The following is a 12295-nucleotide window of genomic DNA, read 5'->3' on the forward strand; positions in this document are numbered from 1 at the left end:
CCAAAATGAACGCCAATCCGAAATTCCTCTCTGCCACTGCCACGGTGGACGAAGCCGCCATCGCGCCGCTACCCAATTCGCGCAAGATCTATGTCGAAGGCAGCCGCCCCGACATCCGCGTGCCCATGCGCGCTATCAGCCAGTCCGATACGGAAGCGTCGTTCGGCGGCGAGAAAAACCCGCCCATCTACGTGTACGACACGTCCGGCCCGTACACGGACCCGGACGTGCAGATCGACATCCGTTCCGGCCTGGCTACGCCGCGCCTGCCTTGGATAGTCGAGCGGGCCGACACGCAAGAGTTGCCCGGTCCCACTTCCGACTACGGCATCGCGCGTCTTGCCGACCCGACACTGGCCGAGCTGCGTTTCAACCTGCACCGCAAGCCGCGCCGCGCCATTGCCGGCAAGAATGTCACGCAGATGCATTACGCGCGGCAAGGCATCATCACGCCGGAAATGGAATATGTCGCCATCCGCGAAAACATGCGGCGCCAGGAGTATTTGCGCGAACTCAAGGCTTCCGGCCCCATGGGCGATCGCATGGCCGAGATGATGGGCCGCCAACATCCGGGCCAGTCGTTTGGCGCCAGCATCCCGGCCCAGATCACGCCGGAATTCGTGCGCGAGGAAATCGCCCGCGGCCGCGCCATCATTCCCGCCAACATCAACCACCCGGAAGTCGAGCCGATGATCATCGGGCGCAATTTTCTGGTGAAAATCAATGCGAACATCGGCAACTCCGCCGTCACCTCGTCGATTGGCGAGGAAGTGGAAAAGATGACCTGGGCCATCCGCTGGGGCGGCGACAATGTGATGGACTTGTCCACCGGCAAGCATATCCACGAGACGCGCGAATGGATCGTGCGCAACAGCCCCGTGCCGATCGGCACCGTGCCCATCTACCAGGCGCTGGAAAAGGTCAATGGCAAGGCGGAAGACCTGACTTGGGAAATTTTCCGCGACACCCTGATTGAGCAGGCCGAGCAGGGCGTCGACTACTTCACCATCCATGCGGGTGTGCTGCTGCGCTATGTGCCGATGACGGCCAAGCGCTTGACGGGCATCGTCTCGCGCGGCGGCTCCATCATGGCCAAGTGGTGCCTGGCGCACCACCAGGAATCGTTCCTCTACACGCATTTCGAAGAAATTTGCGAGATCATGAAGGCGTACGATGTGTCGTTCTCGCTGGGCGACGGCTTGCGCCCCGGTTCGATCTACGACGCCAATGACGAGGCGCAGCTGGGCGAATTGAAAACCCTGGGCGAGCTGACGCAAGTTGCCTGGAAACACGATGTACAAGTGATGATCGAAGGCCCGGGCCACGTACCGATGCAATTGATCAAGGAAAACATGGACTTGCAGCTGGAGCAGTGCGGCGAAGCGCCGTTCTATACGCTGGGGCCTTTGACCACCGACATCGCGCCCGGCTACGACCACATCACCTCGGGCATCGGCGCGGCCATGATCGGCTGGTACGGCACGGCCATGCTGTGCTACGTGACGCCAAAGGAACACCTGGGCCTGCCCAACAAGGCCGATGTCAAGGACGGCATCATCACCTACAAGATCGCGGCGCACGCGGCCGACTTGGCCAAGGGCCATCCGGGCGCGCAGATCCGCGACAACGCCCTGTCGAAAGCGCGCTTTGAATTTCGCTGGGACGACCAGTTCAACATCGGCCTGGACCCGGACAAGGCGCGCGAATTCCACGATGAAACCTTGCCCAAGGATTCGGCCAAGGTGGCGCATTTCTGCTCCATGTGCGGCCCCCACTTCTGTTCGATGAAGATCACGCAGGAAGTGCGCGAATACGCGGCCGGCATGGGCATCGCGGAAGATAAGGCGCTCAAACAGGGCATGGAAGTGAAAGCCATCGAATTCATCAAGAACGGCGCCGAGCTGTACCGCAAGGTCTGAAGGGGAGCGTGATGACTGCAGCATTGATACACATCACGCTCAACGGCGCGCCGCACCAGGTGCCGCCCGGGCAAACCCTCGAACAACTGATCGCCGCGCTGTCGCTGGAAAACCAGGCGCTGGCGCTGGCCGTCAACCGCAGCGTCGTGCCGCGCAAGGCGTGGCCGGGGCACATCCTGCAGACGCAGGATCAAGTGGAAATCGTCCGCGCCATCGGCGGCGGCTAAGTTGAGAATAGACAAGGAAAAGCAATGACAAGTAACAACAATGACGACCTGCTGACCATTGCAGGCAAGCAATACCAATCGCGATTGCTGGTGGGCAGCGGCAAGTACAAGGATTTGCCGCAGACGCGCGAGGCGACGGACGCGGCCGAGGCGCAAATCATCACGGTGGCGATCCGCCGCGTGAATATCGGCCAGGACCCGAACGCCCCCAGCCTGCTCGACTTCGTGCCGCCCGGGCAGTACACGATCTTGCCGAACACGGCCGGCTGCTACAACGCCAGGGACGCCGTCTACACCTTGCAACTGGCGCGCGAGCTGCTGGGCGGGCGCAATCTGGTCAAACTGGAGGTGCTGGGCGATGAAAAGACCCTGTTTCCGCACATGCCGGAAACCCTGATCGCGGCGGAGCAGCTGGTCAAGGATGGCTTCGATGTGATGGTCTACTGCAGTGATGACCCGATTCAGGCGAAGATTCTGGAAGACATCGGCTGCGTCGCCGTCATGCCGCTCGCTTCCCTGATTGGCTCGGGCATGGGCATCTTGAACCCATGGAACCTGTCGCTGATCATCGACCAGGCGAAAGTGCCCGTGCTGGTGGACGCGGGCGTGGGCACCGCATCGGACGCGGCCATTGCCATGGAACTGGGCTGCGATGGCGTGCTGATGAACACGGCCATTGCCGGCGCGCGCGACCCCGTGCGCATGGCGCGTGCCATGAAGCTGGCCGTGCGCGCCGGGCGCGAAGCATTCCTGGCCGGACGCATGCCAAGGAAATTTTCCGCCTCGCCGTCGTCGCCGATGGCGGGCCGCCTGGCGTGACGCTGCACGTCACAGCGCCAAGGCGTCCTACCGTGCTGGTGTTTGCCGGCGTCGACCCTTCGGGCGGCGCCGGCATCGCTGCCGATATCGTGGCCATTGCCGCGCAGGGCGCGCATGCGCTGCCCGTCATCACGGCGCTGACGGTGCAGGACAACGACCGCGTCTTTGGCGTCGAAGCGGTGGCGCCGGAGCTACTGCGCCGCCAGGCGCAGGCGCTGATCGATAAAGTCACCATCCACGCCGTGAAGATCGGCATCCCTGGCAGCGCGGCGAATGCGGCCGTCATCGCGCAACTGATCGCGCAATTGCGTCTGGCGCAGCCGACCTTGCCCGTGGTGCTCGACCCCGTGCTGGCCAGCGGCCATGGCGACGTGCTGAACCGGGACGATGCCGTGCTGGCGCTAGCGCCCTTGCTGCCACTCATTACCGTCATCATACCGAACGGGCCGGAGGCGGTAGCCCTGGGAGGCGAGGCGCACCTGCGCGCGCAGGGCTGTGAGCACGTGCTGGTGACGGGCGGCCATGGCGCAGGCGATGAGATTATCAACCGCTGGAGCGGCGCCGATGGAGGCGAGCGCGAGTGGCGCTGGCCGCGCCTGCCTGGCCAATTTCACGGCAGCGGCTGTACTTTGGCTTCCGCCATCGCGGCGCGCCTGGCACTGGGCCAGCCGCTGGCGCAGGCCCTTGATCTGGCGCAAGCCTATTGCCATACGGCATTGAGCAAGGCCTATGCCATTGCGCCAGGTCAACTGATACCGCAACGATAGACTGACTAAGGAAACCATCATGCGTGGACTGTATCTCGTCACTCCCAACTGGGATGACACCGACCGCCTGCTGGGCGTGAGCGAGCAAGCCTTGCAAACGGGCGTGGCCCTGCTGCAATACCGCCACAAGAGCGCCGAAGCAGCACAACGGCGCGAGCAGGCGGGCGCCTTGCTGGCGCTGGCGCGCAAATATGGCGTGCCTTTCATCATCAACGATTTCATTGAGCTGTGCGAGGAGCTCGATGCGGACGGCGTGCACGTGGGCGGCTTGGACGCCTCCGTGGCGCAGATGCGTGCGCGCCTTGGGCCGGACAAGATCGTCGGCGCCTCGTGCTATGGCGACATGGCGCTGGCCCGCACGGCCGAGGCCGGTGGCGCCAGCTACGTGGCCTTCGGCGGCTTTTATCCTTCGCTGGTGAAAAAATACCCGGTCACCACGCCATTCGATATCGTGCTGCAGGCGAAACGCGAGATCGCCTTGCCCTGCGTGGTGATCGGCGGCATGACGCCGGAAAACGCCGCTCCCCTCGTGGCGCGCGGCGCCGACATGGTGGCGGCGATCAGCAGCGTATTTAGCAACGTATACCAGGCGGACGAGGTGGATATTGCAGTGCAGCAATTTAATCAATTGTTTGCCGCCTGAGCGCGGCAAGGGATGGTGGAACTGGGGAATAATCGGCATATAATAAGAACATCATTCATTACCGAGGTCACTTTACCCATGAGTCAGCCAGCCGCCGCGAAACGCCTTATCCTGATCGTTGACGATGACCAGCTCCTGTTGGAATTCCTTGGCGAAATCCTGCGCCATGCCGGCTACGAGACGGCCCTGGCCAATTCGGCCGAAGTGGCGTTGCAGCTGATCGCCCAGCGCGAGCCGGACCTGGCCTTGCTCGACATCCACATGCCTGGCATGTCCGGCCTGGAACTGGCCAAGCGCCTGCATGGCGAGACGGCCGTGCCGTTCATGTTCCTGTCCGGCAGCGGCGACAGCGAATCGGGCAAGCAGGCGGCCGCCTATGGCGCCGTTGGCTATGTCGTGAAACCCGTCGATGAAGCCCGCTTGATGCCCGCCTTCGTCGCCGGCCTGGCGCGCGCCGATGAAATCGGCCAGCTGCGCCGCACCGAGCTGAACCTGAACGCGGCGCTGGCCGCCGGCCGCGAAACCAGCCTGGCCGTCGGCTTGCTGATGGGCAAGTTCCAGACGGACCGGAATACGGCTTTCGAGGTATTGCGCGACCATGCCCGTTCGAGCCGCCGCAAGATCAATGAAATCGCCAGCCAGCTGCTGCTGGCCGAGGAAACCCTGAATGGCCTGCATGGCGCCTTCCTCAACAGGGCAAGAGCCAAGTAATCGTTGCGATGCGCCGGCATGGCACGCCGGTGCCTGCCTTGCGCCTGCTTTGCTATGATGTGACGATACGGCGCGCTGGCGCGCCTGGTTTAACTACTGACAGGACACACATGAAAACCAAAGCAGCGATTGCATGGAAGGCGGGCGCCCCGCTCACGATTGAAGAAGTCGACCTGGCCGGCCCGCGCGAGGGCGAGGTATTGGTCGAGATCAAGGCCACCGGCATTTGCCACACCGATTACTACACCCTCTCGGGCGCCGACCCGGAAGGCATCTTCCCGTCCATCCTGGGCCATGAAGGCGCCGGCATCGTCGTCGACGTGGGCCCGGGCGTGAAAAGCCTGAAAAAAGACGACCACGTCATTCCCCTGTACACGCCGGAATGCCGCCAGTGCAAGTTCTGCCTGTCGCAAAAGACCAATCTGTGTCAGGCTATCCGCTCGACGCAAGGCCGTGGCCTGATGCCGGACGCGACCTCGCGCTTTTCCATCGACGGCAAACCCATCTTCCACTACATGGGCACGTCCACGTTTTCCAACTATATCGTCGTGCCGGAAATCGCCCTGGCGAAAATCCGCGAAGACGCGCCATTCGATAAAGTTTGCTACATCGGTTGCGGCGTGACCACGGGCGTGGGCGCCGTGCTGTTTACGGCCAAGGTGGAAGCGGGCGCCAACGTGGTCGTGTTCGGCCTGGGCGGCATCGGCTTGAACGTGATCCAGGCAGCGAAGATGGTGGGCGCCGATAAAATCATCGGCGTCGATATCAATCCGGCGCGCCAAGCCATCGCGCGCAAGTTTGGCATGACGCATTTCGTCAACGCCAACGAAGTGGAAGACGTCGTCGACACCATCGTGCAGCTGACCGATGGCGGCGCCGATTACAGTTTTGAGTGCATCGGCAACACCACCACCATGCGCCAGTCGCTCGAGTGCTGCCACAAGGGCTGGGGCCAGTCCATCATCATCGGCGTGGCCGCTGCCGGCCAGGAAATTTCCACCCGTCCGTTCCAGCTGGTGACGGGACGCGTGTGGAAAGGCTCCGCCTTCGGCGGCGCGCGCGGCCGTACGGACGTGCCGAAGATCGTCGACTGGTATATGGAAGGCAAGCTCAATATCGACGATTTGATCACGCACCGCCTGAAGCTCGATGATATCAATCAAGGTTTCGACTTGATGAAGAGCGGCGAGTCGATCCGTTCCGTCGTGCTGTACTGACGCGCTGTATTTATTCGAATACGCCGTATCTCGGCGTTTTTGCGGAGGCTGCGGCCTCCGTTTTTTTGTCGCGGGGTTTCCCATCCAGCGCGCCTATCGGTCGTTCATTCCGCCAGCGATGCTATTCGTCGCATGGCGCTGGAGGCGCGGGCGGTCCGGCGGTACAGTCAAATTTCGCCGTACCACGGCGATTTTTGCGGGGGGACTCCGACCCCCGCTTTTTTTTTTGCCTGTCGTTTCCGTCCATCGTGCCAGCCTGCCGTCCAGGCGGGCATTTTTGCAGCCTGTCGCACGGTGCTGGAAGCGTGCGCTGCGCATCGCTACAGTGGACGCTCCTATCATTGATGACGAGGCAGCCATGTCCACTTCCCACCGTTTGATTTTCAGCCTGGCCGGCATGCTGCTCGGCGCCAGCGCGCTGGCCGTGCAACCGCCCGAGCCTCCCGTGCCACTGGCCCCGCCCGCCCCACCAAGCAAGCAGGTCAGCATTTCCATGGGCAGCGGCGACGGCTATGCGCTGGTCGATGGCAGCCGCGACAGTGTCACCATGAGCGGTAGCGATGTCGATGGCCAGCAGATCAAGCAATTGAAACAGTCCGTCAAGGGACAATTCCTGTGGTTCCGCGACCAGGGCAAGAATTATGTGATGCAGGACCCTGCGCTGCTGGCCAGGGTCAGCGCGGCCTGGAAGCCCACGCAACAGTTGGGTGAACAGATGGGCAGCCTGGGCAAGCAGATGAGCGCCCACGGCAAGGCGATGGGCGAACTGGGCAGCAAGATGGGCAGCCACGGCCAGGCGCAGGCTCAGGTCGGCACGCGTGAGGCAGAGCAACTGCAGGCGCTGGGCCGCCAGCAGCAGGAACTGGGCCGCAAGCTGGGCGAAGCATCGCGCCGCCAGGCACAGGCAAGTACGGAAGCGGCGCGCCGTGCGGCCGAGCGCGACGTGGCACGCTTGCAGCAGCAGATGGAAGATGCGCAAGATGCCATGGAAGAGGTCAACGACCGCCTCGCGGCCGCGCACGAGCGCGAAGCGGGCAAGACGGAAGCGCTGTCGCGCCAGATGGACGAGCGGGGCAAGCCGATGGAAGCGCTGGGCAAGCAAATGGGCGAGCTTGGCCGTCAGCAAGAAAAAGCGTCGAAGGCGGCCGACAAGGCTACGCGCCAGGTGATCGCCCAGGCGCTCGGCGAAGGCAAGGCCAGGCTGCTGCACTGATTGCGCCGCGCTGGCTGGCCGCAGCAGGCATGGCTGAAAATACGACCGCTGGACAAATGCACAGTATTTTTAGCCATGCCGGTATAATCACGGCATGCAAAATCTTCTTCACAACCTCAATGCCGAACAATACGCTGCCGTCACGTTGCCGGCCCAGCATGCGCTGATCCTGGCCGGCGCCGGCTCGGGCAAGACCCGCGTGCTGACTACCCGCATCGCGTGGCTGATCCAGACCCAGCAAGTGTCGCCGGCCGGTATCCTGGCCGTGACCTTCACCAACAAGGCCGCCAAGGAAATGCTCACGCGCCTGTCGGCCATGCTGCCGATCAACACGCGCGGCATGTGGGTCGGCACCTTCCACGGTCTGTGCAACCGCCTGCTGCGCACGCATTACCGCGACGCGGCCTTGCCGCAGACGTTCCAGATCCTCGACTCGCAGGATCAATTGTCGGTGATCAAGCGCTTGTTGAAGGCGAACAATATTGATGATGAGAAATTCCCGCCGAAGACGGTCATGTATTTCATCAACAACGCCAAGGACCAGGGCTTGCGCGCGACGGACGTGGAAGCGTATGACGCGCACGAGCGCAAGATGGTCGAGCTGTACCAGATCTATGACGACCAGTGCCAGCGCGAAGGCGTGGTCGACTTTGCGGAATTGCTGCTGCGCACGTATGAATTGCTGAGCCGCAACCAGCCCCTGCGCGAACACTACCAGGCGCGTTTCCGCCACATCCTCGTCGACGAGTTCCAGGATACGAATAACCTGCAATACAACTGGTTGAAATTGCTGGCCGGCCACGGCAGCCGCGATGGCGGCGCCCTGTTTGCCGTCGGCGACGATGACCAGAGCATTTACGCGTTTCGTGGCGCCAACGTGGGCAATATGAGCGCCTTCGAGCACGAGTTCCAGGTCAAGAACTTGATCAAGCTGGAGCAGAATTACCGCTCGCATGGCCATATCCTCGACAGCGCCAATTTGTTGATCGCAAACAATAGCAAGCGCCTGGGCAAGAATTTGCGCACGGACGCGGGCCTCGGCGAGCAGGTGCGCGTGTACGAAGCCAGTTCCGACCTGCAGGAAGCGCAGTGGATCATCGAAGAGGCGAAAAGCCTGATCGCCGATGGCGCTTCGCGCAGTGAAATTGCGATTTTGTACCGCTCGAACGCACAGTCGCGCGTGATCGAGCATGCACTGTTCTCGGCCGGCATGCCGTATCACGTGTATGGCGGCCAGCGCTACTTCCAGCGCGCCGAGGTCAAGCACGCGATTGCCTACTTGCAACTGATGGACAATCCGCACAATGATTCGGCCTTCTTGCGCGTGGTCAACTTCCCCACGCGGGGCATCGGCATGCGCTCGATCGAGCAATTGCAGGCGGCCTCTGAGCAATACGGCATTTCGCTGTACGCGGCCGTGCCGTATGTGGCGGGCAAGGCGGGCAGCGTGCTGGCCGGCTTCGTCAAGCTGGTCGAGGGCGTGCGCTTTGAAACGCAGCAATTATCCTTGCCGGAAATGGTGCGCGTGGTGCTTGAAGCGAGTACCTTGCTGCAGCATTACCAGAAAGAAAAAGAAGGCGCCGACCGCATCGAAAATCTGGAGCAGATGGTCAGCGCGGCCAGCCAGTTCATTTCCGAAGAAGGTTTTGGCCAGGGCGCGCCCGCGCACCTGGGGCCAGCGGCCCAGGCGCAGTCCGGCGTCCCCGTCGTCAATCAGGACGGCATCGAGATTCTCGATGCCGATGCGCCGCTGCCGGCCGTGATGTCGCCGCTCTCAGCCTTCCTCTCGCACGCTTCGCTGGAAGCGGGAGACAACCAGGCGCAGGCGGGCCAGGATGCGCTGCAGATGATGACGGTGCACTCGGCCAAGGGCCTGGAATTTGACAACGTCTTCATCACGGGGCTGGAAGAGGGCTTGTTCCCGCACGAAAGCAGTTCGAAGGAAGAGGGCGGCGTGGAAGAAGAACGCCGGCTGATGTACGTGGCCATCACGCGCGCGCGCAAGCGGCTGTATATGAGCTTTTCGCAGACGCGCATGCTGCACGGCCAGACGCGCTACAACATGAAGTCGCGCTTCTTCGACGAATTGCCGGAAGAAGCGCTGAAATGGCTGTCGCCGAAAGTGCAGGCGAACTGGTACGGCAACCGTAAATCAGCCTGGGACGAGGCGCCGCGCGTGGCCAGCCTGGGTTCGGACAATGCGATTGCGCAAAAGATCGCGCAAAAAACCACGGGCGGCGGCTGGCGCATCGGCGAATCGGTGGCGCACGCCAAGTTCGGCGAAGGCGTGATCGTCAATATCGAAGGCGGCGGCGGCAATGCGCGCGCGCAAATCAACTTTGGCCAGCACGGCATGAAGGTGCTCGATCTTGGGATTGCCAAGCTGGAACGGCTGGGACGTTAAGTTGCCGTAGCGCCAATAAAAAAGGGGCAGCCTGCGCAGGCTGCCCCTTTTTACATCTGCCCGGCGATCAGTCGTTGGTCTTGTCCAGCGACACCGTCTTGCCCTCGTCGGCAGGCACGCCAAAGATCTGGCGGTAGGCGGCATAGAACGAGCAATGCATGATGATGGTCAAGATCATCGACAGCGGCATCATCAGTTGCATCATCAGCGGGCTGCGGCCAAAGATGACGGCCAGCAACTGGCTGCTGACAACGCTGATGGCAAACCAGGTGCCGGCGAAGACGGCGAAGGCCGCCAGCGAGCGCCAGACGGCGAAAAAGCTGAAGAACAGCGACTTGCCCAGGCTGATTTTTTGCCAGTAGATCAGCGGCGCGGCAAAGCAGAAGGCCATGGCGGCGGGCACGTACAGCGCGATGGCCGTCAGGATGGCCAGGCCGATGTTCGAACTGAGGATGGCATCCTTGGCCGCTTCCTGGTCCAGCTGGCCGGTGACCATTTGCCACAGCACGCCGCCGTCGACCAGGGTCGAGACGCCGATGGCGGCGATGGCCATGAGGATGTACAGCACCCCCAGGCCCAGCAGCACGGGGAAAGCGGGCTTGCGAAAGCCCGAGAGCAACAGGCTGGGCAGGACGCGCTTGCCCTGGTCGATGTTCAGGCAGCCTTGCACGAAGGCCACGGAAAACACGGGCACGAGGATGACGGGCAGCAACTGGCCCAGCAGGGGGACGATGCTGACGGCCAGCATGCAGAACATATAGCCGAGAAACAGCATCGACATGCCGCCAGGTTGCTTGCGAAACAGGCCAAAGCCTTGTTTCACCCAGAGCCAGCCTGTACTTGCAGGTAATTTTTCCATGTTTAAAACAGTTCCGGAGCAGGTGTGGCAATACGTTCGCGCAAAATGCGTTCGAAATGCGTGGGATCGTGGGGCGTCAGCATTTCTGCTGCGCGCGGCTGGTAATAGTCGTACAGGCGCGACAGCCAGAAACGCAACGCGGCGGCGCGCAGCATCGGCTGCCATGCCGTTTGCTCTTCGTTTGTCAACGGACGCACGCCATGGTAGGCATCGAGCAGGGCGCGCACGCGCAGCGTGTCGAGCACGCCCATGTCCAGGTCCACGCACCAGTCGTTGACGGTGACGGCCACGTCGAACAGCCAGGTGTCGCAGCCGGCAAAGTAAAAGTCGAAAAAGCCCGTCAGTTGTTCGCCATCAAACATGACGTTGTTGCGGAACAAGTCGGCATGCACCGGACCGCGCGGGATGGCCTTGTAGGTATCGCAGGCAGCAAAGGCATCCTGGAAATGGATTTCCGCGCGCAGCAAGTGCGCCTTGGCGTCGTCCAGGTGCGGCAAGACTAGCGGCGTGGTGTTGTTCCACCAGTCCAGGCCCCGCAAATTGGGCTGCTGCAGGGGGAAGTCCGCCGCCGCCAGATGCATTTTCGCCAGCATGGCGCCAACGGCCGCGCAATGCACGGCTTGCGGCGCCATCTGCGAGCTGCCGTCGAGTTTGCTGACGATGGCGGCCGGCTTGCCTTGCAAGGCCGTCACCAGTCCGCCCTGCGCATTGGCGATCGGTGCGGGCACCAGCACGCCGCGGTCGGCCAGGTGGCGCATCAATTGCACGTAAAAAGGCAATTGCTCGAAACTCAGGTTTTCAAAGATCGTCAGCACGTACTCGCCGCGCTCGGTGCTCAAGAAGAAATTGCTGTTTTCGATGCCGGAAGCGATCCCTTTGAGTGCCAGAGGCTTGCCGAGCGGAAATTGCGTGATCCACTGGCCGATATCGTCCAGGTGTAGCGCGGTAAAAACTGCCATGGGAAAATAGTGAGGTCAAAAATGGGTAAAAAGCCGGCTGCCCCGCGTGTGGCCGGGGCAGGGCAGATGAGGGTGGCTGCTTATTTCGTTGCTGTGGGCGGGGCCGGCACGTCAGCGGCCTCTTCGTCGTGTTGTTTCTGTTTCTTCTTGCCCAGGTCAAATTCCAGCACTTTCCATTGCGGGCCCCGCAAGGTGGCGCTGTTGGCTGGATCGGCGCCGGCAGCCGGCTTCAAGTAATAGGTGCTGCCGCCGCTGGTGACTTTCACTTCGCTGGTCACGCCCGCTTCGCGTTTTTCGGTAATCTGTTGTTTTGTGGCCGCTGGCGCCACGGTGATGGGCGCTTCGCCCATTTCCTCGATGCGCTCTAGCTGCGGCGGCGCTTCGCTGGGCTTGGCCGGCGTCTGGGCGCTGGCAATGGCTGAGCATGCCAGCAAAGGCAGGGCAAGGAATTTCCAGAGTGTCGATGTACGCATCATGATGGGGTTCGCTTCCATGTGTGGACTGCAGCGCATGCCGAGGTGTCATGCCGTCAATTTATCTATAGGGCATTGTAACAA

General features: G+C 62.1%; 12 protein-coding genes. 9 read left to right on the forward strand and 3 right to left on the reverse strand.

The window, feature by feature from the left end; translation table 11 throughout:
- The first annotated feature begins 5 nt into the window (after positions 1–5).
- The 9 genes from thiC (at position 6) to ACQ4W6_RS20420 (ending at position 9920) form a co-directional block, all read left to right on the forward strand.
- Positions 6–1919, forward strand: a complete 1914-nt coding sequence (thiC, locus tag ACQ4W6_RS20380; protein WP_436568994.1) for a phosphomethylpyrimidine synthase ThiC — start codon at positions 6–8, stop codon at positions 1917–1919.
- A gap of 11 nt (positions 1920–1930) precedes the next feature.
- Positions 1931–2146, forward strand: a complete 216-nt coding sequence (thiS, locus tag ACQ4W6_RS20385; RefSeq protein WP_436568995.1) for a sulfur carrier protein ThiS — start codon at positions 1931–1933, stop codon at positions 2144–2146.
- A gap of 24 nt (positions 2147–2170) precedes the next feature.
- On the forward strand, positions 2171–2965 hold the full coding sequence (locus ACQ4W6_RS20390; protein WP_436568996.1) for a thiazole synthase: 795 nt from the start codon (positions 2171–2173) through the stop codon (positions 2963–2965).
- A gap of 32 nt (positions 2966–2997) precedes the next feature.
- Complete coding sequence (gene thiD, locus ACQ4W6_RS20395; RefSeq protein WP_436568997.1) at positions 2998–3732, forward strand: bifunctional hydroxymethylpyrimidine kinase/phosphomethylpyrimidine kinase; 735 nt, start codon at positions 2998–3000, stop codon at positions 3730–3732.
- Positions 3733–3751: 19 nt separating this feature from the next.
- Positions 3752–4375: a thiamine phosphate synthase gene (thiE, locus tag ACQ4W6_RS20400; protein WP_436568998.1), complete on the forward strand. Its 624-nt coding sequence runs from the start codon at positions 3752–3754 to the stop codon at positions 4373–4375.
- 78 nt (positions 4376–4453) lie between these two features.
- Complete coding sequence (locus tag ACQ4W6_RS20405) at positions 4454–5086, forward strand: ANTAR domain-containing response regulator (protein WP_436568999.1); 633 nt, start codon at positions 4454–4456, stop codon at positions 5084–5086.
- A 110-nt stretch (positions 5087–5196) separates the two neighbouring features.
- A complete protein-coding gene (locus ACQ4W6_RS20410) occupies positions 5197–6303 on the forward strand; it encodes an S-(hydroxymethyl)glutathione dehydrogenase/class III alcohol dehydrogenase (protein WP_436569000.1) in 1107 nt (368 codons plus the stop codon).
- Positions 6304–6661: 358 nt separating this feature from the next.
- Entirely contained in the window at positions 6662–7516 is an 855-nt protein-coding gene (locus ACQ4W6_RS20415; RefSeq protein ID WP_436569001.1) for a hypothetical protein, read from the forward strand.
- Between the two features lie 94 nt (positions 7517–7610).
- Positions 7611–9920 carry a UvrD-helicase domain-containing protein gene (locus ACQ4W6_RS20420; protein WP_436569002.1) on the forward strand — a complete coding sequence of 770 codons (2310 nt, stop codon included), beginning with the start codon at positions 7611–7613 and terminating at the stop codon, positions 9918–9920.
- 67 nt (positions 9921–9987) lie between these two features.
- Here the strand turns inward: ACQ4W6_RS20420 and ACQ4W6_RS20425 are convergent, their stop codons facing one another.
- The 3 genes from ACQ4W6_RS20425 to ACQ4W6_RS20435 form a co-directional block, all read right to left on the reverse strand.
- Entirely contained in the window at positions 9988–10779 is a 792-nt protein-coding gene (locus ACQ4W6_RS20425; RefSeq protein WP_436569003.1) for a BPSS1780 family membrane protein, read from the reverse strand.
- 2 nt (positions 10780–10781) lie between these two features.
- On the reverse strand, positions 10782–11738 hold the full coding sequence (locus ACQ4W6_RS20430) for a homoserine kinase (protein ID WP_436569004.1): 957 nt from the start codon (positions 11736–11738) through the stop codon (positions 10782–10784).
- Positions 11739–11818: 80 nt separating this feature from the next.
- The gene (locus ACQ4W6_RS20435; protein ID WP_436569005.1) at positions 11819–12214 is read right to left on the reverse strand and encodes a hypothetical protein; all 396 of its coding nucleotides are present in this window, start codon (positions 12212–12214) and stop codon (positions 11819–11821) included.
- Positions 12215–12295: the final 81 nt, after the last annotated feature.

Source organism: Janthinobacterium woesei, assembly GCF_051380875.1.
Taxonomy (GTDB): Bacteria; Pseudomonadota; Gammaproteobacteria; order Burkholderiales; family Burkholderiaceae_D; genus Janthinobacterium.

Excerpts from the sequence above, each read along its gene's own strand:
- ACQ4W6_RS20390 (WP_436568996.1), top strand. The coding sequence starts at position 2,171 with ATGACAAGTAACAACAATGACGACCTGCTGACCATTGCAGGCAAGCAA.
- thiS (WP_436568995.1), top strand. The coding sequence starts at position 1,931 with ATGACTGCAGCATTGATACACATCACGCTCAACGGCGCGCCGCACCAG.
- ACQ4W6_RS20415 (WP_436569001.1), top strand. The coding sequence starts at position 6,662 with ATGTCCACTTCCCACCGTTTGATTTTCAGCCTGGCCGGCATGCTGCTC.
- thiE (WP_436568998.1), top strand. The coding sequence starts at position 3,752 with ATGCGTGGACTGTATCTCGTCACTCCCAACTGGGATGACACCGACCGC.
- ACQ4W6_RS20405 (WP_436568999.1), top strand. The coding sequence starts at position 4,454 with ATGAGTCAGCCAGCCGCCGCGAAACGCCTTATCCTGATCGTTGACGAT.
- ACQ4W6_RS20425 (WP_436569003.1), bottom strand. The coding sequence starts at position 10,779 with ATGGAAAAATTACCTGCAAGTACAGGCTGGCTCTGGGTGAAACAAGGC.
- ACQ4W6_RS20410 (WP_436569000.1), top strand. The coding sequence starts at position 5,197 with ATGAAAACCAAAGCAGCGATTGCATGGAAGGCGGGCGCCCCGCTCACG.
- ACQ4W6_RS20435 (WP_436569005.1), bottom strand. The coding sequence starts at position 12,214 with ATGATGCGTACATCGACACTCTGGAAATTCCTTGCCCTGCCTTTGCTG.
- thiC (WP_436568994.1), top strand. The coding sequence starts at position 6 with ATGAACGCCAATCCGAAATTCCTCTCTGCCACTGCCACGGTGGACGAA.
- ACQ4W6_RS20420 (WP_436569002.1), top strand. The coding sequence starts at position 7,611 with ATGCAAAATCTTCTTCACAACCTCAATGCCGAACAATACGCTGCCGTC.
- ACQ4W6_RS20430 (WP_436569004.1), bottom strand. The coding sequence starts at position 11,738 with ATGGCAGTTTTTACCGCGCTACACCTGGACGATATCGGCCAGTGGATC.